Source organism: Stenotrophomonas sp. SORGH_AS_0282 (genome assembly GCF_030818125.1).
GTDB lineage: Bacteria > Pseudomonadota > Gammaproteobacteria > Xanthomonadales > Xanthomonadaceae > Stenotrophomonas > Stenotrophomonas rhizophila_A.
Genome location: NZ_JAUTAB010000001.1, coordinates 2,293,083 through 2,315,193 on the forward strand (window position 1 = coordinate 2,293,083; position 22,111 = coordinate 2,315,193).

The 22,111-nt window shown below is 66.6% G+C and carries 15 protein-coding genes; 5 read left to right on the plus strand and 10 right to left on the minus strand.

Annotated features, from left to right (window positions below; genetic code table 11):
* The first annotated feature begins 3 nt into the window (after positions 1–3).
* From QE395_RS10160 to mtnC, 4 genes are all read left to right on the plus strand, one after another.
* On the plus strand, positions 4–1,428 hold the full coding sequence (locus tag QE395_RS10160; RefSeq protein WP_093536223.1) for an amino acid permease: 1,425 nt from the start codon (positions 4–6) through the stop codon (positions 1,426–1,428).
* A 278-nt stretch (positions 1,429–1,706) separates the two neighbouring features.
* Positions 1,707–2,345 carry a methylthioribulose 1-phosphate dehydratase gene (locus QE395_RS10165; protein ID WP_184123761.1) on the plus strand — a complete coding sequence of 213 codons (639 nt, stop codon included), beginning with the start codon at positions 1,707–1,709 and terminating at the stop codon, positions 2,343–2,345.
* A gap of 91 nt (positions 2,346–2,436) precedes the next feature.
* Positions 2,437–2,994 carry an acireductone dioxygenase gene (locus QE395_RS10170; protein WP_306988879.1) on the plus strand — a complete coding sequence of 186 codons (558 nt, stop codon included), beginning with the start codon at positions 2,437–2,439 and terminating at the stop codon, positions 2,992–2,994.
* A gap of 3 nt (positions 2,995–2,997) precedes the next feature.
* A complete protein-coding gene (gene mtnC / locus QE395_RS10175) occupies positions 2,998–3,696 on the plus strand; it encodes an acireductone synthase (protein ID WP_249834203.1) in 699 nt (232 codons plus the stop codon).
* Positions 3,697–3,801: 105 nt separating this feature from the next.
* Here the strand turns inward: mtnC and QE395_RS10180 are convergent, their stop codons facing one another.
* The 6 genes from QE395_RS10180 to QE395_RS10205 form a co-directional block, all read right to left on the minus strand.
* A complete protein-coding gene (locus QE395_RS10180) occupies positions 3,802–6,393 on the minus strand; it encodes a glycoside hydrolase family 2 protein (RefSeq protein ID WP_306988882.1) in 2,592 nt (863 codons plus the stop codon).
* A 60-nt stretch (positions 6,394–6,453) separates the two neighbouring features.
* Positions 6,454–7,647, minus strand: a complete 1,194-nt coding sequence (locus QE395_RS10185) for an AGE family epimerase/isomerase (protein ID WP_095363851.1) — start codon at positions 7,645–7,647, stop codon at positions 6,454–6,456.
* Entirely contained in the window at positions 7,644–8,642 is a 999-nt protein-coding gene (locus QE395_RS10190) for a carbohydrate kinase (RefSeq protein ID WP_306988884.1), read from the minus strand. Before QE395_RS10190 ends, QE395_RS10185 begins: the two co-directional genes overlap by 4 nt.
* A 7-nt stretch (positions 8,643–8,649) precedes the next feature.
* The gene (fucP, locus tag QE395_RS10195) at positions 8,650–9,894 is read right to left on the minus strand and encodes an L-fucose:H+ symporter permease (RefSeq protein ID WP_255220503.1); all 1,245 of its coding nucleotides are present in this window, start codon (positions 9,892–9,894) and stop codon (positions 8,650–8,652) included.
* A gap of 109 nt (positions 9,895–10,003) precedes the next feature.
* Positions 10,004–11,071: a LacI family DNA-binding transcriptional regulator gene (locus QE395_RS10200; protein WP_095363876.1), complete on the minus strand. Its 1,068-nt coding sequence runs from the start codon at positions 11,069–11,071 to the stop codon at positions 10,004–10,006.
* Positions 11,072–11,143: 72 nt separating this feature from the next.
* On the minus strand, positions 11,144–13,606 hold the full coding sequence (locus QE395_RS10205; RefSeq protein ID WP_306988887.1) for a GH92 family glycosyl hydrolase: 2,463 nt from the start codon (positions 13,604–13,606) through the stop codon (positions 11,144–11,146).
* 354 nt (positions 13,607–13,960) lie between these two features.
* On the opposite strand from QE395_RS10205, the gene QE395_RS10210 reads away from it, so the two are divergent.
* On the plus strand, positions 13,961–17,041 hold the full coding sequence (locus QE395_RS10210; RefSeq protein ID WP_306988889.1) for a TonB-dependent receptor: 3,081 nt from the start codon (positions 13,961–13,963) through the stop codon (positions 17,039–17,041).
* A 520-nt stretch (positions 17,042–17,561) separates the two neighbouring features.
* Here the strand turns inward: QE395_RS10210 and QE395_RS10215 are convergent.
* From QE395_RS10215 to QE395_RS10230, 4 genes are all read right to left on the minus strand, one after another.
* Positions 17,562–18,299 (minus strand): copper homeostasis protein CutC, encoded by a 738-nt coding sequence (locus QE395_RS10215; RefSeq protein WP_306988891.1) that lies wholly within the window; start codon positions 18,297–18,299, stop codon positions 17,562–17,564.
* A 2-nt stretch (positions 18,300–18,301) separates the two neighbouring features.
* Complete coding sequence (locus QE395_RS10220) at positions 18,302–19,300, minus strand: N(4)-(beta-N-acetylglucosaminyl)-L-asparaginase (RefSeq protein WP_306988893.1); 999 nt, start codon at positions 19,298–19,300, stop codon at positions 18,302–18,304.
* A gap of 50 nt (positions 19,301–19,350) precedes the next feature.
* Positions 19,351–20,310, minus strand: coding sequence for a glucokinase (locus tag QE395_RS10225; RefSeq protein ID WP_306990470.1), 960 nt, complete (start codon positions 20,308–20,310; stop codon positions 19,351–19,353).
* A 182-nt stretch (positions 20,311–20,492) separates the two neighbouring features.
* Positions 20,493–22,091 carry a calcineurin-like phosphoesterase family protein gene (locus tag QE395_RS10230; RefSeq protein WP_306988895.1) on the minus strand — a complete coding sequence of 533 codons (1,599 nt, stop codon included), beginning with the start codon at positions 22,089–22,091 and terminating at the stop codon, positions 20,493–20,495.
* Positions 22,092–22,111: the final 20 nt, after the last annotated feature.

The following is a 22,111-nucleotide window of genomic DNA, read 5'->3' on the forward strand; positions in this document are numbered from 1 at the left end:
CCCATGCTGAAGCAACTGTGGGCCACCAAGCACCCGCACGCCGCCCATGAAGATGCGAACGGGCTGAGCCTGAAGCGCACCCTGGGTCCCTGGGGCCTGACCGCGCTGGGCATCGGCGCGGTGATCGGCGGCGGCATTTTCGTCATCACCGGGCAGGCGGCGGCCAACCATGCGGGCCCGGCGATCATGCTGAGCTTCGTACTGGCGGCGATCTGCTGTGCGTTCTGCGCGATGGCGTATGCGGAGTTCGCGTCGATGGTGCCGGTCTCCGGCAGCGCCTATACCTATACCTATGCGACCTTCGGCGAGCTGGCGGCGTGGTTCATCGGCTGGATGCTGGTGCTGGAATACGGGGTGTCGGCGTCGGCGGTGGCGGTCAGCTGGACCGGTTACTTCCTGAGCCTGCTGAGTCATTTCGACATCTACCTGCCATCGGCGCTGGTCAGTGCGCCGCTGGATGGGCAGCTGCGCCCCACAGGGGCGATCGCGAACCTGCCGGCGGCGATCCTGGTGCTGCTGCTGACGTGGTTGTGCTATGTGGGCATCAGCAAGTCGTCGGCGATGAACATGGCGATGGTGGTGCTGAAGACAGGCCTGATCATTCTGGTGATCGTGGTCGGCTGGAAGTACGTGGACCCGGCCAACTGGACGCCGTTCATTCCGGCCAATGAGGGCCCGGGCAAGTTCGGGTTCGAGGGCGTGCTGCGCGGTGCGGCGATGGTGTTCTTCGCCTATATCGGCTTCGAGGCGGTGTCGGTGGCGGCGCAGGAATCGCACCGGCCGCAGCGCGACATGCCGATCGGCATGCTGCTGTCGCTGGTGATCTGCACGATCCTGTACATCGCGATGGCGGCGGTGATGACCGGGCTGGTGCCGTACACGCTGCTGGGCACGGACGAGCCGGTGGTCACGGCGGTGGCGGCGCACCCGACGCTGGGCTGGTTGCGGGTGGTAGTGGAGATCGGTGCGTTGATCGGGCTGTCGTCGGTGGTGCTGGTGATGGTGATCGCGCAGCCGCGCATCTTCATGATCATGGCCAACGACGGTCTGCTGCCGAAGGTGTTCACGACGATCCACCCGAAGTACCGCACGCCGCACATCAATACGGTGATCACGGGCATCGGCATTGCGCTGCTGGCGGCGCTGTTCCCGCTGGACGTGCTGGGCGAGCTGACGTCGATGGGGACGCTGATCGCGTTCGCGGCGGTCTGCGCGGGCGTGCTGATCCTGCGCCGCACGCAGCCGGACCTGCCGCGCCCGTTCCGCATTCCGGCGGCCTGGCTGATCTGCAGCCTGGGCGTGCTGAGCTGCCTGGCCCTGCTGTCGGCGATGACGATGCACAACTGGATGCTGATGGGAATCTGGACGGTCATCGGGTTCGCCATCTACTTCGGTTACAGCTACAAGCACAGCCGCCTGCGCGGCTGAACGTCCGGTGCAACGGCCAGAGCCAGAGCGTCGGCTCTGCCGTTAGCGTCGTTCAGGGCGGGGCGGGTTGGGTTTGCGGGGGACGCCGTAAACCCATCCATGGGGGCTTGGTCGCCGCATCCATGCGGCTCACACCCCCGCAAACCCAACCCGCCCCACCCTTCGACACGCTACGGGTGACGGTGCCAAAGGCAAAATCGGGGTCCGGCGGCCTTTTTGCCGCCCGGGCCTGCGCTCGGAACCTGCTTTTAACGCGCTGCGCCGTTAAAATGCCCGCCATGAACGACACCCCTTACGACACGGCTCGTCTGAGCGAACTGGCCCAGGTGCTGATCGACAACATCCGCGAACTGGCCCAGGCCGGGTGGACGCCGGCGACCAGCAGCAATTTCTCGCACCGGCTGGATGACCGGCATGCGGCGATCACGGTGTCCGGCAAGGACAAGGGCCGCCTGATCGAGGACGACATCATGGTGGTCGACTTCGACGGCAAGGCCGTGGGCCGGCCGCTGCGTCCGTCTGCCGAGACGCTGCTGCATACGCAGCTGTATCGCCGGTTCCCGGAGATTGGCTGCGTACTGCATACCCATTCGCCGGTGCAGACCATTGCCTCGCGGCTGTATGCGGCCAATGGGCATATCCGGTTGGAGGGGTATGAGCTGCTGAAGGCCTTCCACGGCAACAGCACCCATGAAACCGCCGTGGACGTGCCGGTGTTCGCCAACACCCAGGACATGGACGAGCTGGCCGCCAAGGTCGAGCAGAAGCTCGACGAAGGCTGCATGTGGGGCTACCTGATCGACGGGCATGGCCTGTACGCCTGGGGCCGGGACATGGCCGAGGCGCGTCGGCACATGGAGGCGTTCGAGTTCCTGCTGCACTGCGAGCTGGAGCTGCGCAAGCTGCGCGGGCCCTGAGCTACATACTCCAGCGTCATCAGGTCGCGCCCCCATTCAGGGCCGGCCGCTGATACTCTTTGAGGTCCCCCTCGCCGTTCAAGCTGCCGCCATGAGCCGACTGCGCATTTACGATCACGATGAACCCCAATCCCCGGTGCTGGATACCCAGGACGGCGCGCTGATTGCCGCCGAGCTGGAGAAGATCGGGGTGACCTTCGAACGCTGGCAGGCGGCCCATGAGGTTTCGCCGGGCGCGAGCCAGGACGAGGTGTTCGCTGCCTACCGCAGCGACATCGACCGGCTGGTGGCCCAGCACGGCTTCAAGAGCGTGGACGTGGCCTCGATCGCGCCGGACAACCCCAACCGCGCCGAGCTGCGGAAAAAGTTCCTGGACGAGCACTTCCACAAGGAAGATGAGGTCCGTTTCTTCGTGGCCGGCTCGGGGCTGTTCACGCTGCACGTGGACGACAAGGTCTATGAGATCGAGTGCGTGAAGAACGACCTGATCGCGGTGCCGGATGGCACCACGCACTGGTTCGACATGGGCGATGAGCCCAGCTTCGTGGCGATCCGCTTCTTCACAGAGCCGGATGGCTGGGTCGGGCACTTCACCGGCACGGACATCGCCCAGAAATTCCCCCGTTACGTTCCGACCAAGGCGTCCTGATCCATGCCCCACCCCACTGTCATCCTCACCGACATCGAAGGCACCACCAGCAGCATTTCGTTCGTGAAGAACGTGCTGTTTCCGTATGCGCGCAAGGCGCTGCCGGCGTTTGTCGCCGCGCATGGCCAGCAGCCGGAGGTGCGTCGCTGGCTGGATGCGGTGGCGGTGGAGATCGGCGGTGCCTGCCAGGACAGCCTCATCGTGGAAACCCTGCAGGGCTGGATCGACCAGGATCGCAAGCACACGGCGCTGAAGGCGCTGCAGGGCATGATCTGGGAAGATGGCTACCGCAACGGCGAGTACAAGGCGCACTTCTATCCGGAAGTGGCGGCAGTGCTGAGCGGCTGGCATGCCGAGGGCAAGCCGCTGTATGTGTACTCCTCCGGTTCGGTGCCGGCGCAGAAGCAGTTCTTTGGCTTCAGCGAGGCCGGCGACCTGACCGGGCTGGTGTCGGGCTGGTTCGACACCGAGATCGGCGGCAAGCGCGAGGCGGAAAGTTACCGCAACATCGTAAAGGCCATCGGCGTGCCGGCCGGGCAGATCGTGTTCCTGTCGGACGTGGTGGAAGAGCTGGATGCAGCCCGTGAAGCCGGCCTGCAGACCCGCCTGCTGGACCGCTTGGACGATTACCCGCTGCCGCGCACCGGCGAAGCCACGCACGGCCACGACCGCGTGGAAAATTTCCAGCAGATCACGCTGTAATCCAGGCCACGCGATCAGTATCGGAATATCGCACGAACGATTTCGGTGGGGTCGGTTCCCAGCCCCAAATCCATCACGCCGCCCATCCCGCACGATGCCGGATGGTCACTGAACCGCCATCGCGTCGGCTACTGAGCGGATCCGCAGCGCCTTGCGCAGCGTTTCGAGCTCGGCATCGGCCTTCACCTTGATCCGCACCGGCTCGCCCGGCACCAGGTCGATGGCGTTGTCGTCCAAGGTGGCGTCCATTCCGTCGAAATCCACCCACACGCCGCGGGCCAGCTGCGCCGCGCGCAGCTCCAGCACGATGTCATCGCCGTCCTGGATCCAGCGGCTGTCGATCTGCACCTTTGGCAGCTGCATATCCTTGGCCGCCGCGAAGTAGACCACCTGGCGCGACCGCACACGCTTACCTTCCAGCAGTTCCACCACCGCGACCGTACGCGCGGGATCGGCCCTGCCCAGCAGCTGCGCGTCGGTGAAACGCCCGACGTCCAGCGCCGACAGTGCCGGCACCGTCACCGCATGCTGTTGTTGCGAAACCTGGCGACCATCCACATCCATCACCCGCAACCGCCACCGCGCTTCCAGCGGCTGCTGCAGGTCATTGAGCAGGCTGACGCGGGTGACGCCCTCATCGCGCAATGCCGCCACCGCATGGTCCGCAAAGAACCGTTTCGCATGGAAATGCAGCGCCTTCCAGCGCCCGGCGTAATCGATGCTGGACCAGGACGCACCCGGCCACACGTCATTGAGCTGCCAGTACAGCGAACCCATCGTGTACGGGCGTGAGGCACGGTGGTGCAGCGCGGCCAGCGCGATGCCTTCAGCCTGCATCACCTGGCTCAGGTAAACGAAATCAGCGAAGTCGCGCGGCGTGCCGAATTCCCGCTCGACGTACTGGAGCAGACGCTGGTTGCCCTCGCCTGCCATGAATTTCTGGTGGGCCTTTACGGTAGCGCTGTCGACCTTCCGTTCGCCTGCGGGAATGATGCCATCCAGCGTGCGCAGCACCGGCCACGCCTGCAGCCCGTATTCGGACATGAATCGCGGTGTTTCGCGCAGGTAGGCCTGCACCGGCAGCGCCGGGTTGCCCCACACCTGCCAGTAGTGCTTGTCGCCGCGGGTGGAGTCGTTGGCCACCGTATCCAGGTCATTGCTCGGCGAGCTTGACCAGTACGGCACGCCCAACCCTTCCTCGGCCACCACCTTGCGCAGGTCGTTGCCGAACAGGTCTACGTAACCCTGCCAGACACGTCCGGCAAACGCCGGATCGGCCGCCTTCAGCTCGCGGCCATGGCCCCAGTCCTTCCACGCGGTTTCTTCTTCGTTGTTGCCACACCACAGCACCACGCTGGGATGCGCGCGCAGCCGACGCACGTTGTCGCGCGCCTCGGCCACGACGTTGGCGCGGAACGCCGGATCGTAACCCGGCTGCATGCCGCCGCCGAACATGAAGTCCTGCCAGACCAGCAGGCCCAGTTCGTCGGCGATGTCGAAGAACGCCTGGTCCTCGTAATAACCACCGCCCCAGTTGCGCAGCATGTTCATGTTGGCGTCGCGCGCGGCCGTCAGCTCGCGGCGGATGCGCGCCGGATCGACCCGCGCGGGGAACATGTCGAACGGAATGACGTTGGCGCCCTTGGCGAAGATCGGCACGCCGTTGATGACAAAGGCGAAGCCCTGCCCGCCCTTGGCGTCGTTCTCGCGGCGCAGCTCCACCGTGCGCAGCCCGGTGCGCATGCGGTACTCGGCCTCATCGGCGGTTCCCGCGCCGGCAACCACGCGCACGGTGTAGCGCGCCTGTTCGCCATGGCCGGCCGGCCACCAGCGCCGCGGTCGGTCCAGCGTCACCGGCACCGACAGCACCTGCTGGCCTGCACGCAGCGACGCCGTCTGCCTCACCGTCGCCGCCAACTGCCCATCCGGATCAATCAGCGACACACTGAGCGGCAGGTTGCGCGCCGCAGCGCTGTCCATCTCCACCGCCACCGTCAGATCCGCGCGGCGCGCATCCAGCGCCAGCGTCTGCACGGCCACGTCGGTGATCCGCTGGGCGTTCCAGCTCTCCAGCTGCACCGGGCGCCAGATCCCGGCGGTCACGTAACGCGGGCCCCAGTCCCAGCCGAAGTGGTACCCGGGCTTGCGCACGAAGTTGCCGACCATCGCATCGCGCGGCTCATCGCCATACGGCGACGGGTAATTGCCGGCGATCTTGTGCGGCATCGCCTGCACGCCGGGCAGCAGCGTGGTGATCGGCGAACGGAACACGATCCGCAATACGTTGCCGGTGGCCTTCAGTTGACCATCCACCCGCGCCCGCCAGGTGCGGTGGCTGTTGTCAGCGCGCAGCAGCGCCCGATCGTTGAGGCTCACTTCCGCAAAGGTATCCAGGCCTTCAAATGCCAGTTCGGCATGCGCGTCGGCCAGGGTGGCGGCGTCCACGTCGAAACGCGCCTGGTACTCCCAGTCGGCCAGCCCGATCCACTGCAGTCCGGCTTCGGGCGCACCGGCGTAAGGGTCCGGAATGAGTTTGCTCGCCAGCAGGTCGGTATGCACCGACCCCGGCACCGACGCGGGCCGCCATTGGCCCGCCTCGGGATGCGCCTTGAGCTGCGCGTTGCCCGGCAGCAGCCGGAACGACCATTGCGCACGCAGCTGCGCCGCGCCCGCGGGGAGCGCATGAAGCGCAAGCAACAGAACCAATCCAACGCTCCACGCCCAACGCTTCATGCATCGCCTCACTGTAAGGTCAACTCAACGCACCACGTTGAGTACTTCGTAGCACGCGCCCATGGTGTGGTAGTCGGTCTTGCCGGCCGGGCTCTTTTCGTTGCTGTACTTGCGGTTGTCCGCATCCAGGATGCGGTACCACGCGCCGTACTGGTGGTCGATCATGTGCTGCCAGGCGTACGCCCAGAGCTTGTCGTACCAGTCCCAGTAGACCGCGTCACCGGTACGCGCGGCCAGCAGCGCGGCGGTGGCCAGCGATTCGGCCTGCACCCAGAAGTACTTGTCGTCATCGCACACCGTGCCATCCGGCGCGAAGCCGTAGTACAGGCCGCCGCGCGCCTGGTCCCAGCTGCGCGCCACGGCGGTATCGAACAGGTGGCGCGCGGTCGGCACCAGCCAGTCGGCCTGCACATGGCGGTCCAGGATCAGCAGCAGCTTGGCCCACTCGGTCTGGTGGCCGGGCTGGAAGCCCCACGGGCGGAACAGGTGCTTGGGGTTGTCGAGGTTGTAGTTCCAGTCGATCTGCCACTGCCGGTCGTAGTGCTCCCACACCAGCCCCTCGCCCTGCGCGGCCTGGCGGCGCGTCATGTGGTCGGCCAGCAGCAGCGCACGGTCGCGGTAGCGGGCTTCGCCACTGGCCTCGAAGGCGGCCAGCATCGCTTCGCACATGTGCATGTTGGCGTTCTGGCCGCGATAGTCGCTGAAGTTCCAGTCGGCGTCCGCTTCGTCCTTGTACAGGCCGAATTCGGGTTCCCAGAAGCGCGTTTCCAGCAGGGCCCAGGTTTCATCCATCCACGCACGTGCTTCGCCGATGCCGGCCTTCAACGCGCAGCTGTAGGCCAGCAGCACGAAGGCCACGCCGTAGCAGTGGTTGGTGGCATCTTCGACCACGCCGTCGCGCAGGGTCCAGGCGTAGCCGCCGGTGGCCGGGTTGCGGTGCACCTCGCGCAGGTAGCGGATGCCGTGTTCCACCGCCTTCAGGTCGTCCGCCTTGCCGAATTCGCGGTAGGCCATGGCGTGGTTGAACACGAAGCGGGTGCTGCTCACCAGGTGGCGGTGGCTGGCGTCGTAGACCGTGCCATCGTCCAGGTAGTAGTGGAAGAAGCCGCCGTTGGGGTCGATCTCGTGCGGCTGGTAGAACGCCATGCTCTGCGCGATGTGCGCGCGCAGGAATTCCGGCGAACGGAAATCAGGCTGGGCGGGAATGGCGGTAGTCATGCGGCGGTTTCCTGTTGTTGCTGCAGCAGTGTCTGGACATCGGCCAGGCTCGGCATCGCGGCGAACGCGCCCTTGCGGGTCACGGCCAGCGCGCCGACGGCGGCACCGAAACGGATGGCGTCCTGCAGCCCGGCCGCGTCGCGGCAGAAGTCGACGAACGCATCGCCATCGGCACCGCGCTCACCGAGCGCGAACAGCAGCCCGCCTACGAACGCATCGCCTGCGGCGGTGGTGTCCACGGCAGGCACCTGGAAGCCGGTGACCACGCCGCTGCCATGGCGGGTGTGCCAACGCATCGGGGCGGCGCCATCGGTGACCACCACGGCCTGCGCATGGGCCGCCAGCAGGCGCTGGATGACCACGGCATTGCCGTCGGCGCCCAGCGGCGCGGCCAGGTAGTCAAGTTCCTCGCGCGAGAGCTTGACCAGGTCGGCCAGCACCAGCGCTTCCCACAGCTGCGCGGTCGGGTCGACACCGGCCGGCCACAGCGCGGGGCGCAGATTGAGGTCCAGGCTGACCATCGCACCGGCCGCACGTGCGCGCTGCATGCCGTCGAGCGTGGCCTGGGCGATGGCCGCTTCAGTCAGGCTGTTGGAGCAGACGTGGAAGCTGCGGGTGCCGTCGAAACAGGCCGGGCTGAAGTGCTCGGCGCGGAACAGCAGGTCCGCGGCCGGCGGCCGGTAGAAGCTGAAACTACGCTCGCCGTGCGCGTCCAGCGCCACGAATGCCAGCGCGGTCTTGGCCGCGTCGGTGCGCACGATGCAGTCGGTGGCGACCCCGGCACCGGCCAGGCTCTCGGCAAGGAAGTCGCCGAACATGTCCTGGCCGAGCATGCCGGCGAAATGGGTGTCCGCCCCGAGCCGCGCGGCGGCCACGGCAACGTTGGCAGGGGCACCGCCGGCGTACTGCAGGAACGCGCGAGGCGTGTCCGGCGTGGCCGGCGGCTGCGCAAGTAGATCGATCAAAATTTCGCCGAAACAAACAATCTTGGTCATGACGCGCTCAGCCCCCCTGGCTGAAACCGGCGCGCGGGCGCGAGCCCCACACGCCGTAGAAGAGGATGTAGCCGTAGCACAGCAACGGCAGGATGAAAGACAGGTGCAGGCCGATGCGGTCGGCCAGCAGGCCCTGCAGGAACGGGATGATCGCGCCACCGACGATGGCCATGATCAGCAGGCTGGAGGCCTTGTTGGTCAGCGCGCCCAGGCGCTCGATGCTGAGCGCGAAGATGGTCGGGAACATGATCGAGTTGAACAGGCCGATGGCCACCACCGAGTACATCGCCACCTGCCCTTCGCTGGCCATGGTCACTGCCAGCAGCACCGCGTTGGCCGCGGCAAACAGGGTAAGCAGGAGGCGCGGGGAGAAGCGGGTCATGATCGCCGAACCAGCGAAGCGGCCGATCATCGCCATCGTCCAGTAGGCCGACACGTAGCCGGTGGCCTGCTGTTCGGTCAGGCCGCCGATGTTCGGCATCGACAGGTAATTGACCAGGAAGCTGCCGATCGAGACTTCCGCACCGACGTAGAAGAAGATGCCCAGCACCCCGAAGGTCACGTGGCGGTGGCGCAGCGCATCCATCAGGGTGTGCTTGACCGGGTCGGCCTGTTCGGTGGTTTCATTCAACGCCGGCAGGCGGAACAGGTAGACGAACACCGCCAGCAGCGCCAGCGCGATCGCCAGGCCCACGTAAGGGCCCTGCACCGACTGAGCTTCCTGGGTGCGGTAGGCCAGCTGTTCGGCCGCGCCGAGTGCGGCCAGTTCATCGGCACTCTTGACCGTGTTGCCGAGGATCAGCAGGCCGCCGAAGATCGGCGCGATTGCCGTACCCAGCGAGTTCAACGCCTGCGCCAGGGTCAGGCGGCTCGAGGCGGTCTGTTCCGGGCCGAGCAGCGCCACGTACGGATTGGCCGCCACCTGCAGCACGGTGATGCCGGTGGCGAGCACGAACAGCGCGCCAAGGAAGGCTTCATACACCCGCAGTTCGGCGGCCGGCCAGAAGCCGAGCGCGCCAACGGCGGCGATGGCCAGGCCGGCCACGATGCCCTTCTTGTAGCCCAGGTGCGCCACCAGCCGACCGGCCGGCAGCGACATCAGGAAGTACGCGCCGAAGAAGGTGAACTGCACCAGCATCGCCTTGGCGTAGTTCAGTTCGAACACCGCCTTCAGGTGCGGAATCAGGATGTCGTTGAGGCAGGTCAGGAACCCCCACATGAAGAAGATCGTGGTGGCCACCGCCAGCGCCATGCGCGTGTTGACCACGGGCGCGGTGGATGACGATGTGGGCAGGCGATGCGTTGGGGAAATGGGCATGCGTAACGCGCCTCAGTGTGCGGGCAGGTGAAAGGGAACGGGATCAGCCGACGGCGGGGCCGCTGCTGTCACGGATACGGAGCTGCACCGGCGCCACGGTATGGCGCGGTGCGGCGGTGGGATCGTCCAGCCGCTGCAGCAGCAGTTCGGCCGCCTGGCGGCCGCGCTCGCGCGGATTGACGGTAAGCGTGGTCAGCGGCGGCAACGCCACCGCTGCTTCGGAAATGTCATCGAACCCGGTCACCGCGAAATCGCGGCCCGGCTGCACGCCGCGCGAGGCCAGGCCCAGCATCAGGCCCAAGGCTACCGTGTCGTTGTAGCAGACCGCTGCGGTGGGCACGTCGCCGGTGAACAGTTCGCCCGAACGCGCGGCGGCTTCCAACCGGTTGGGCGCTGATTCAATCAGCCAGTCCGGCTTCACCGACAACCCCGCCTCTGCCAGGGCCTGCGCATAGCCGGTGCGGCGCTGGTGGCAGGAGCTGGACTCAGCATGGCCGCCGAAGAAGGCGATGCGGCGATGGCCCTGCTCGATCAGGTGGCGGGTGGCCAGGTAAGCGCCCTGCTGGTTGTCCAGGGTGAGGAAATCCCAGTCGCCGCCCTTGAGCTCGCGGTTGAACAGCAGCACGTTGGCATAGCCCACGGCCTGGCGCACTTCGGTGGCATCGCTGCCTTCGGCCGGCGACAGGATCAGGCCGGCCGGGGTGTGTTCCATCAGCGTGGTCAACACCGCCTGCTGCCGCACCGGCGATTCACCGGTGCTGCCCAGCAGGGTCACGTAGCCCTTCGCGCCAAGCGCCTCGTCTACACCGGAAGCGAATTCGGCGAAGAACGGGTTGGACAGGTCGTTGATGACCAGTGCCACGCTGGTCGAGGTCCGCCGGCGCAGGTTGGCTGCGCCCCGGTTGTACACATAACGCTGCCGGCGCAGTTCGGCTTCCACCCGCGCGCGGGTGTCGACATTGACCAGCGGGCTGCCCCGCAGCACCAGCGACACCGTGGCGCGCGACACGCCGATGGCATCGGCGATGTCGGTCACGGTGACCGCACGTGCGGCACCGGCACGGGGCGTGCTGGCGCGGGTTCCCTTGGCAGCGGAAGTGTCCTTTTTCATCGTGGCGTCGGCGTCCTCATGGTCCTGCAAGCCTAAACGATCACATCGGTCAACGGATCGCGGCCTGCAAGCTCATTCCAGCGCGGCCCCCGGGGTGGCGCAGTACGACACCGGCAGGGCGTCGACCTGGGTACCCCAGCCGCCTTCCGGTGCGGTATCGCCCAGGGTGTAGGCGATGGTGCCGCCCTGCTGCAGGCGGTTCCAGTCCACCCACACCGGGGCATGCGCCTGGCCATCAACCTGCACGCCCTGCACGTACTGCAGCTTGCGGCCGTCGGCACCGGGAGCCTGCAGACGCAGCGTGCGGCCCTGGCCGAGGTCGACCTCGACCTTGGCAAAGCGCGGGGTATGCAGCAGGAACTCGCCGCTGCCCGGCACCGCCGGGTACAGGCCCAGCGCGCTGAACAGGTACCAGGCCGACATGGTGCCCAGGTCATCGTTGCCGGTGACGCCATTGGGCGCGTTGGTGAACAGCTGCTGCGCGGCGCGCACCACCGTGGCGGTCTTCCACGGCTGGCCGATCAGCGTGTACATCCACGGTGCATGCAGGTCCGGTTCGTTGTTGGGGTTGTAGCGGTACTGGTTGTAGTAGCTGTACGGGCCCACCACCCACTCCTTGCGGGCGGCCTGCAGCGGCGACTGCAGCAGGGCGTCGTAGGCAAAGAACGCATCCAGGCGCTTGCCGGCGTTCTCGCGGCCGTGCATGGCCTGGACCAGGCCGGGGACGTCCTGCTGGGCCAGCCACTGGTACTGCCACGCCGTGCCTTCATGGAACCCGTGGTGCGAGCGCGGGCTGTAATGCCCGTCGGCCGGCAGGTACCACTTGCCATCGTCCATGCGCGGGCGCGGGAAGCCGCTCATGCCGGTTTCCTCGTCACGCACGCTCGGGTCCCACACTTTCTGCCAGTTGCGGCCGCGCTGGCGCAGCACGCCGGCATCGTCGGCATGGCCCAGGCCATCGGCCATCTGCGCCAACGCGCAGTCGGCCAGGGCGTACTCCAGGGTGGCCGAGCCACCGTGGTGCGGATCGACATCCATGCCCTTGGACGGGAAGGCGCGGTCGTAGGCGACGTAGCCATTCTCCACGTAGCCCGGGTTGCCCGAGCGGCCGGCATGCCGCGAGTTCATCGGCGGCAGTTCAAACGCGTTGCGGCGCAGTGCGGTGTAGGCCTCGCCTTCGCGCCCGGCCAGCGCGCCGAAGCGCCACAGGTCGACCATGAAGGGGGTGACCGGGTCGCCGGTCATGATGTTGGTTTCAAAATTCGCGTAGCCCCAGCGCGGCAGCCAGCCGCCCTGCTCGTTGATCGCGAGCAGGCTGCGGCCGATATCCCGGGTCACCTGCGGGCGGGTCAGCGCCAGCCACTGGTTCTGCGCACGGTAGGTATCCCACAGCGAGAAATACTCGTAATAGGTCCAGCCCTCGGCGCGGTGGATGTTGTCGTCGTAGCCACGGTAGCGGCCGTCGGCATCGCTGCCGGTCAGCGGCTGCAGCAGCGCGTGGTACAGCGCGGTGTAGAGCACGGTACGGTCGTCGGCATGCTTGCTGTCCACGCGCACGGTCGACAGTTCCTTGCGCCACTGCTGCTGCGACAGGCTGCGCATGCGCTCGAAGCCAAGCAGGCGGCCATCCTGCATGCCATCGCTGCGCAGGTTGGCGCGTGCGCCGTCGGCATCCACGTGCGAAATGGCGCTGACCGCCGTTATCGCGCGGCCTTTGGACAGGTCGAAGCTCAGCCACGCGCCGCTGGGCTTGAGCTCGCCTTCCATGCCATGGCGGGCGCCGGGCAGGCCACCGCCCTCGCCCCAGGTGCCATGGGCCTTGAACGGGCGGTCGAATTCGATGCGGAACCAGGTGGTGTACTGGTGGCCACCGCAGAAGCTCTTCGTGACCAGCTTGCCTTCGACCACGCGGTCGCCAACCACGTCGATCACGCTGCCGATCACCGAATGGCGCTCGTTGGCCTGGCCCACGTTGACCAGCACGTGGCCGGTCCCGGCGTCGGCCGGGAAGGTGTAGCGCTCGGCGGCGGCGCGGGTGCGGGCGGTAGCTTCGGCGTCGATGCCGCCGTAGCTGGTCAGGCGCACCTTGTAGTAGCCGGCCTGGCCGACTTCGCCTTCGTGGGTGTAACCGGAGGCGTAGGCCTTGTGGTCGAAGCTCTTGGCGTTGTCGGTATCGAAATCACCGCCCGGGCCGATGGTGCCGGTCACCGGCAGCACCGAGACCTGGCCGCCCTGTTCCCAGCAGCCGGCGCCGGACAGGAACGAATGGCCGAAGCCGCGGATTTTCGGATCGTCATAGCGCCAGCCGGCATAGTGTTCGCCGATCGGACTGACCTGGATCAGGCCGAACGGGGCCGAGGCGCCCGGGAACGTATTGCCGTCATCCTTGCTGCCGATGAAGGTGTTGACCTCCCGCTCGAGCGCGGCCGGGGCGGCCTGCAGCATCGGGGTGAAGGCCAGCACGGCCAGGCAGGCCAGGCCCGCCAGCGGGCGGCGCAGGGGCGGAAGGGCAAGGCGGGACGGCAATCGGCGCATGCAGTGGGTCCTATGGTTTGGATCGCTCCAAAGTCACGACGACGTGAATTTAGATCGATTTAAGTAAACCATGGACAAATTGCGGGATGCATTCTGCGGCGCAACATAACAAACCACCTACCAGGGGCCATAGGCACATCTACCCCCTCCCCGTCCATATTGCGCAGCAGCATGCGTCCCGGGCCCGGCCGTGTTAAAAATTCGCCGCCAGCGGTTTAGATCGATCCAACTCCAAACCGTCACAGAACCGGCCACGGCGGGCGTGGAGACCTGTAACCCCACGCCAATTCGGCCTCCGAATTTAGATCGATACAACGTGTCAGCCATACGCTTCAATCCAAGGGAGAGAGTGGAATGAACCAGATGTCCCGCAAACACGGCCGCGACGCGTTGTCGGCCGCCATCACCTTCGCATTGGCCGCCGCTGCCTTCGTGCCGGCCGCCGCGTTCGCCCAGCAGGCCGCCACCCCGACCGAGGCCCCCTCGGCGACCACGCTCGACAGCGTGCAGGTGACCGGCTACCGCTACGCCATCGAGAAGAGCCTGCAGCAGAAGCGCGACGCCAACGCCGTGGTTGAAGTGATCACGGCCGAAGACGTGGGCAAGTTCCCCGACAAGAACGTCGCCGATTCGCTGCAGCGCGTGCCGGGCGTGGTGATCACCCGCGACGGCGGCGAAGGCAAGAGCGTCAGCGTGCGCGGCCTGGACCCGGACCTGACCCTGACCCAGTTGAACGGCAACTACATCGCCACCTCCGAAACCAATGACGAGGCGAGCCGTTCGTTCAATTACACCCTGCTGCCGTCGAACATGCTGTCCAGCGCCGAGCTGTTCAAGTCGCCCGAAGCGCGCATCGACGAAGGCGGCATCGGCGGCACGGTCATCCTGCACACCCGCCGCCCGCTGGAGATGGAGTCCAACTCCGGCTACGTGACCCTGGAAGGCACCTCCTCGGACAACAGCCGTGACGTCGACCCGCAGGCGTCGGCGCTCTACTCCTGGCACAGCGACGACGAGCGCTTCGGCGTGCTGGTCGGCGTGACCCAGCAGAAGCGCACCAGCCGCACCATGGAAGCCACCACGGAAAACTACCAGTGGTATGGCACCGACACCACCGCGCGCGACGTGTTCGGCAATGACATGAACCAGGGGGGCGTCAACTACTGGTGGGGCAACTCCGGCTTCAACGACCAGAACGGCCGCAACTACACCGACTTCTACATGCCGACCTCGGTGAACTTCGCGGTCAAGGAAGAAGAGCGCCAGCGCAAGGGCGGTCAGTTCACCTTCCAGTTCAAGCCGACCGACAACGTAACGCTGACGGCGAACTACTTCCGCTTCGAGCTGGAGGGTGATTACACCCAGAACATGCTCAAGATTCCGGAATGGAACATGGCCCGCTACAACCAGGACGGCAACTGGGCCGGCGGTCGCCTGCTCAACGGCCTGACCATGGATCCCAGCGGCTCCATCGTCACCGGCGCGCAGTTCGAGAAGATCCCGGGCAAGACCTACTACTGCAGTGAAGACGAAGCTGCCGCCGCCGGCCTGCCGCCGGGTGGCTGGGGTCCGGATGATTGCACCATCCCCACCCCGCAGCTGACCGGCGATTACAGCCGCGAAAAGGCGCTGTCGCAGACCGCCGACCTGAGCGTCGACTGGGACATCAGCCCGCTGTGGAAGGCGTCCTTCAGCGGCGGCCGCACCTGGTCCGAAGGTGGCCCGTCGATGAAGTTCCGCATGTCGGCCAAGCCGCGCCGCCGTGTCGATGGCGTGTGGCAGACCGGCAACCAGTACTCGGCATGGGACCTGACCGGCACGCCGTCGGCCACGTTCTCGCCCGACCTGCAGCAGCAGCTGATGAACGGCATTGCTGAAGTGGACACCGGCTCGACTGATTCGTCCTGGATGCAGACCGAGATCAAGCAGAACCACTTCCAGGCCGACTTCACCAAGCTGTTCGAGACCGGCTGGCTGGATTCGTTCCAGTTCGGCGCCAAGTACAGCGATGGCAAGGTCCACCGCAATACCGGCAACACCTACTGGGTCTGCCCGGGCACCGACCCGGCGGACTATGACAACAACCGCTACCAGGCGGGCTGCGACAACACGGCCGGCATTGCGCAGCCGGGCTTCTTCCTGTCCAACCCGATCAGCGGCATCAACGGCGGTTTCAACGCCAACGTGTTCCCGGGCATCAACTACCCGGCGTACATCAACTACCTCAACGACCGCTACGGCGGTTCGCACAACCGCACCGAAGAAGATTTCGTCTACAACGTCAACGAGAAGGTCTACGCCGGCTACTTCCAGGCCAACTTCCGTACCGACCGCCTGCGCGGTAATGTCGGCCTGCGCGTGGTGCGTACCGAGCAGTTCGCACAGTCCAGCGATGCGATCGAACGCTTCAACGACTACTTCCTCGACAACGCGTCCGGTGCACCGATGTCGTGTACCGACCCGGCGGCGGCAGCGTTCCCGACCTACGGTTGCGAAAGCGGCTTCGTCCGCCTGCCTGACAGCCTGGCGCGGCAGAAGTCGTTCGAGCTGATCGGCACCGACAAGACCTACACCGACTTCCTGCCGAGCTTCAACATCGCCTGGGACATCACCGAGAACCTGGTGCTGCGCGGCGCGGCGTCGAAGGTGATCGCGCGCCCGAGCTACACCAGCATTGCCGCACCGGGCGCACTGAGCTATTACAGCGCCGAGTACGTCAATGACCGTCGCGTCGCCGGTGGCGCGCCGCAGGAAGGCTGGCAGGGCCACGGCAGCAACAAGAACCTGGAGCCGTTCGAGGCCACCCAGTTCGACGTGGGCCTGGAGTGGTACTTCAAGCCGGGCGCGGTCGCGGGTATCGGCCTGTTCCGCAAGAACGTGGACAACTTCACCGTGCCGGTGGTGCGTGACGTGCAGATGGTGGTCGGCGGCGAGTCGGTCACGGTGCAGGATTACGAGACCCAGGCCAACGGCCGCGATGGCGTGTCGCAGGGCGTGGAACTGTACGGTCAGTACACGTTCGACATGGGCTTCGGTGTGCAGGCCAACTACACCTACAACGACACCAACCTGGCCTCGATCGTGCTCGATGGTGAAAGCATCGGTTCGTCGCCGCTGGTCGGCAGCGCCAAGAACCAGGCCAACGTGACGGTGTTCTACGAGAACGAAAAGTTCCTGGCACGTGCCTCGTACAACCGTCGCGGTGAAGTGGTCGGTGGCCTGAACGGCGGCATGACCGAGTACACCGAGCCGTACGCACAGCTCGACCTCAACGTGGCCTACAACTTCACCGACGCGCTGACCTTCACCGCCTCTGTGTTGAACGCCACCAAGGAAGAACAGCGCATCCACCTCGGCAACGATACCGATGCCCGTCTGATCTCCAGCCTGTACTCGGGCCGCCAGCTGTACTTCGGCGCGACCTACAAGTTCTAAGCGTCAACCCACCCCTGCCTTCGGGCAGGGGAAACGCTCCTCCACGGCAACCGCGCTGTCATAGGCGGTTGTCGTTTTTTTTGGGGTTTGATGTAGAGGCCAAAGCCGAAGCCGAAGCCAACGGAACAGCCAAAGCAAAAGCCGTCGTTTGCCCGGGTACGCGTGCAGGGCCGGCGGGTGTGGGGGTACGGGGGGCGCCGTGAACCCTTCCATGGGGGCTCTTACCAAACATCCATGTTTGGTAAAGCCCCCGTACCCCCACACCCGCCGACCCTCTGACAGTGTGTTGGTGGCCATCGGAAAGGCAACGGCAACTGCGTAGAGCCACGCCCTGCGTGGCTGCTTCTTCCAACCGCACACGCAATCCGTCGGGGAGGCAGGCGGGTGGCCCCTGTAGGGACTGTCAAAAACATGGATGTTTTTGCCAAGCCCCCAAGGATGGGTTTACGGCGTGTCCCGTAAGGGGCTGCCCGACTGCCTCCCTGCTCGTAGCATTGAAGACGCTGCTGTTGCTGTTGCCTTACGAGACGAAACCGTCCAGCGCAGCGCGCAACCCAGCCACGATGTTGGCATCCGTTTGCGTCCAGTCGTTGTCCAGGCCACGCAGGTCGTCATTGCGATAACGCATGCCCGAGACGCGGACCGCCTTTGCAGACGCGTGCAGTTCACGGCATCCGGTAGCCGTGGCAATGTCCGCGACGTTGCCCGGACCAATACCCGCGCCGGCCATCACGCAAAGGCGATCACCTGCCTGGGCGACCAGCCTGGCCAGCATGTCGCTGCCCGCTTCCGCGCTGGCTTGGCCACCGGAACTCAGAATCCGCTGGCAGCCCAGCGTGATCACCTGCTCCAACGCGGTCGGCAGGTCACGCGCAGCGTCGAACGCCCGGTGGAAGGTGACGCCCAGCGGCCCCGCGGCGGCGACCAGTTCGCGGCACAGCGCGGTGTCGATGTTGCCGTCGGCATCCAGTGCGCCGATCACCACCCCGTCGCACCCCAACTGCCGGCACTGTGCGATATCGCGCAGCATGATGTCGGTTTCCAGGGCGTCGTAACGGAAGTCGCCCGGGCGCGGGCGGATCAGCACGAACAGCGGAATCCGTAGCTGGTCCCTCGCCACCGCGATGCTGCCGTGCGAAGGCGTGGTGCCGCCCTCGGCCAGGTTGTCGAACAGTTCGATGCGGTCGGCACCGCCCTGCTGCGCCGCCAGGGCCGATGCAACGGAGTTCGAGGCGATCTCGAGGGTGCGCCGCTGCATGCTCAGGTCTGCTCGCTGGTGTATACCGAGGCCGAATCGCGCAGGTCGTCCTGGCGGTCCTTGTCGCATACCGCGTAGACGAAACCGCGATGCAGCGCGTACGCGCCGACCTCGCCATTGCGGTCCATGGCCAGGAAACAGACCTGCAGCGTCCTGCTGGCTTCGGGGCGCTTGCGTACCACCCGTGCGATCGCTTCGCGACAGGCTTCTGCCGGAGAGCGGCCCTGGCGCATCAGTTCCACCACCAGGAATGACGCTGCGTTGCGGATCATTTCCTCGCCCACGCCCGACGCGGTTGCCGCGCCTACCTCGTTGTCCACGTACAGGCCGGCACCGATGATCGGGCTGTCACCCACCCGCCCATGCAGCTTCCACGCCATGCCGCTGGTGGTGCAGGCCCCGGCCAGCTGGCCCTGCGTATCCATGGCGAGGATGCCGAGCGTGTCGTGGTTGCTGCTGTCGCCCGGCCGCGTGCGCCGTTCGGCGTTGATCTCGGGGGTGTACTGCGCGGTCTTCAACCACTCCCGCCAGGCTTTTTCCGCGGCCGGAGTGAGCAGTTTTTCGCGCTTGAAACCCTGCTGCACCGCGAACTGCTGGGCACCCTCGCCTACCAGCATCACGTGCGGGGTCTGTTCCATCACTTTGCGGGCCACCGATACCGGGTGCAGGATCTCGCTCAGCGCTGCCACCGAACCACAGCGGCCGTCGCCGGCCATGATGCTGGCATCCAGGCTCAGCACCCCGTCACGGTCCGGGTTGCCGCAGCGCCCCACGGTCGGATTGCACAGTTCGCTTTCCGCCCAGCGTGCTCCGGTCTCCACCGCATCCAACGCACTGCCGCCGGTGGACAACACCTTCCACGCAGCCTGGTTGGCCCCTACGCCGAAATCCCAGGTGGACACCACCCGCGCGCGCCCACTGGCCCGGGCCTGCACGCGCGGAAACGCCATCACGCCTGCGGCCAATGCACCGGCCTGTAGGAACTGTCTACGATCAGTCACTGGTTGCTCTCCCAACGCCATGAACCAGCCCGGGAGGGCCGGGAAAATGCTTATGCGGCGGCGCAGCGATGTTCGGCGTGCCATACGGCCGCGCCCACCACGCCCAGCTCGCCATGTTCCACCCGCCACACCGGCACCTGCTCCAGCACCCGGCGCATCACGCCCTTGGCCAGGAAACGGGTGCGGAAATGGCCATCGTCGAGGAAACGGGCCACGTGGCTGGAGATGCCGCCGGCCAGGTACACCGAGCGCGCCCCGAAGGTCACCGCCAGGTCACCGGCCAGGCTGCCCAGCCAACCGCAGAACACCTCCATCGTCTCCACCGCCAGCGCGTCGTCGCCCGCATGCGCGGCGGCGATCAACGCTTCCGGCGTGGTCCACTGCGGTTCCACCCCGCGAATGCCGCACAGGCAGGGATACAGGTTCATCAGGCCGCTGCCGGACAGGATGCGTTCGTTGTCCACGTGGTCCCAGCGCGCCAGCATCTGCTGCAGCACCTGCAGTTCCAGCGCGGTGCCGGCGCCGAGCGCGGCATGCCCGGCTTCGCTGGCCAGCACCGCGCGTGCGCCGGCCTCGAAGCGCAGTGCGCCGCCCAGCCCCGTGCCCGGGCCGAGCACCAGGGCGGGCCAGCGGTTGCCGTCGGTCGGCTCGCCGTTCAACGCCGCCAGGGTGTCCGCTGCCACGTGCGGAATCGCATAGGCAACGGCTTCGAAATCGTTGATCAGGTCCAGCGTGGCGAGCCCTGCGTCCCGTCGCGTGTCCGCCACCGAGACCGGCCACGGCAGGTTGGTGTTGACCAGGTGGTCGCCTTCCAGCAACCCGGCAATGGCGACCACGGCGGTGGCCGGCGCCAGGTGCTGCGAGGCCCGGAACGCGGCGAGGATGGCCGCCAGGCTGGGGAACTCGGCGCAGGCAAAACGACGCAGGTTGCGGATGCGCGGCGCCTGGCCGGGCACCACGTCGGCCAGGGCGAGGCGTGCGTAGGTACCGCCGACATCGGCGACGATCAACGTGTCCCCTGGGGAACCCGGGCGCGGGTGGACCGGATGCGCGTCCGGGAACGGTACTGCAACGCTCACGCGCAGGCCTTGGGTGGATTCGATGTCATTGCCGGGATTTTCGGTGATCGTGTTGGCTTTGCAAAGCCGGGGTTTGCCGTACCTGGGCGTATTGCGGTGTGCGCCCTGGACCGTTACGGGTTGGCTACCTGCAGCCGATAGGTGGTGCTGGCCGTTGCCGTGGGGCCGTCGGCGTGGACGGCGCGGACGTCCACTCTGTGGGCACCAGCGGCCAGATCCGTCGGCAGCGCGCCCCGCCAGAGGTGCGGCGAGGGCGTGGCTTCGGGCGAGCGGTCGAAACCGCGCAGGCGTTCGGCGGTGTCGTCGGCGACGTTCTCGACCACCAGGCGGGGGTCCGGCTGCTCCACCCGCTTCATGCTCTGCCACGCGCCATCGTCGACGCGATACTCCACGAGCGTGTCGGCTTGGCCCATGAACACGTTGGCGTACACGCCCCAGGCCGGGTAGGCGCCCTTGCGCAGCACCTTGGGCGCGTGCAGGGCGATCTGGTAATCATCCGGCGCGCGCGCCACGTAATAGCGCAGGCCGTACTCGCCACCGGGCTTCACCGAGAGCACTGCGTACCCATTCGGGGTGCCGTCGCTCATCGTGGCATCTGGAATGCCGCTGCTGTCTTTCACGCCTGACCAGAACGCACCGCAGGCCGCGCCCACGTTGTACTCGTGCAGCGGCTTGCTGCCCTGCCAGCCTTCGGCCGCACCGTGGTAGTAGTGCTGCTGGGTGTGGCTGTGCCCACTGAGAACCAGCACGTTCGGGAAATCCTTGAGCAGGGCGAACAGGCGCGCGCGGTCGGCGTGGCGGAAGGTCTCGCGGCCCGGCGCGGCATCGAACAGCGGAATGTGCATGCCCAGCACCAGCAGGCGGTCACGCGGCACGCTCTTGAGGTAGTTGGCCAGGAAGGTGAACTGGTCCGGGCGCAGGCCGCCGACGTACTTCGGCTTCGCAGCCGGGTCATACACCACGTCATCCAGGAACACGAAGCTGGCGCCGCCCTCCTCCACCGCGTAGGTGTCCGGGCCATAGACCGCGCGCCAGCTGTCCAGCGAATGGCGGTCATCGCCGGCATCCATGTCCAGGTCGTGGTTGCCCGGCACATGGAACCACGGCACCTGCAGCTGTGCGGTGGCTTTGTTGATCTGCGGGTACAGCGACAGATCGTCGTTGACGATGTCGCCCAGCGTGGTGCCCAGCCGCGCCGGATGCTTGCCGATGATCGGTTCGACAATGGCGCGATGGTAATAGCCCACATCCTGGCGGCTGGCGGTCTGCGAATCGGTGAACACCAGCATCTCGAAACCGGCGCGTGCCGCGTCGGCGTCCTTGACCGGCTCCAGCGCGAAATCCCAGTTGCGCACATTGCCGCCGGTAGCAGCGATGCCGTCGTACTTCAGCCGCGGCGACCCCTGCGGGGCGTAGTGCCGCCAGTAGCTGGGCATGCCGTTGGCCGCGGCCGGGAAGCGGAATTCGTCGGGCTTGATCACGAACACGGTCTGGCCATCGCGCACCGGCAGGCTGTAGCTGCCGTCGGCGGTGGTGCGCACGATCTGCTCACCGTTGGAGACCTGCACCCCTGCCAGCGCCGGGTCGGTCGGGCCGCGACCGGGCTTGCCGTCGCGCTCCTGGTAGACCTTGCCGGTCACGGTGGCCTCGCTGGCCCAGGCAGGTGCGGACATCAACAGCAGGCAGGCCAGCCAGGCAGCAGTGCGGGTCATCGAGGCGTTCCGTTGGAGGT

Coding starts and splice junctions, on each gene's coding strand:
- QE395_RS10200 (WP_095363876.1), bottom strand. CDS start 11,071: ATGAAAAAGGACACTTCCGCTGCCAAGGGAACCCGCGCCAGCACGCCC.
- QE395_RS10185 (WP_095363851.1), bottom strand. CDS start 7,647: ATGACTACCGCCATTCCCGCCCAGCCTGATTTCCGTTCGCCGGAATTC.
- mtnC (WP_249834203.1), top strand. CDS start 2,998: ATGCCCCACCCCACTGTCATCCTCACCGACATCGAAGGCACCACCAGC.
- QE395_RS10215 (WP_306988891.1), bottom strand. CDS start 18,299: ATGCAGCGGCGCACCCTCGAGATCGCCTCGAACTCCGTTGCATCGGCC.
- QE395_RS10190 (WP_306988884.1), bottom strand. CDS start 8,642: ATGACCAAGATTGTTTGTTTCGGCGAAATTTTGATCGATCTACTTGCG.
- QE395_RS10160 (WP_093536223.1), top strand. CDS start 4: ATGCTGAAGCAACTGTGGGCCACCAAGCACCCGCACGCCGCCCATGAA.
- QE395_RS10165 (WP_184123761.1), top strand. CDS start 1,707: ATGAACGACACCCCTTACGACACGGCTCGTCTGAGCGAACTGGCCCAG.
- QE395_RS10230 (WP_306988895.1), bottom strand. CDS start 22,091: ATGACCCGCACTGCTGCCTGGCTGGCCTGCCTGCTGTTGATGTCCGCA.
- QE395_RS10170 (WP_306988879.1), top strand. CDS start 2,437: ATGAGCCGACTGCGCATTTACGATCACGATGAACCCCAATCCCCGGTG.
- QE395_RS10205 (WP_306988887.1), bottom strand. CDS start 13,606: ATGCGCCGATTGCCGTCCCGCCTTGCCCTTCCGCCCCTGCGCCGCCCG.
- fucP (WP_255220503.1), bottom strand. CDS start 9,894: ATGGCGCTGGCGGTGGCCACCACGATCTTCTTCATGTGGGGGTTCCTG.
- QE395_RS10210 (WP_306988889.1), top strand. CDS start 13,961: ATGAACCAGATGTCCCGCAAACACGGCCGCGACGCGTTGTCGGCCGCC.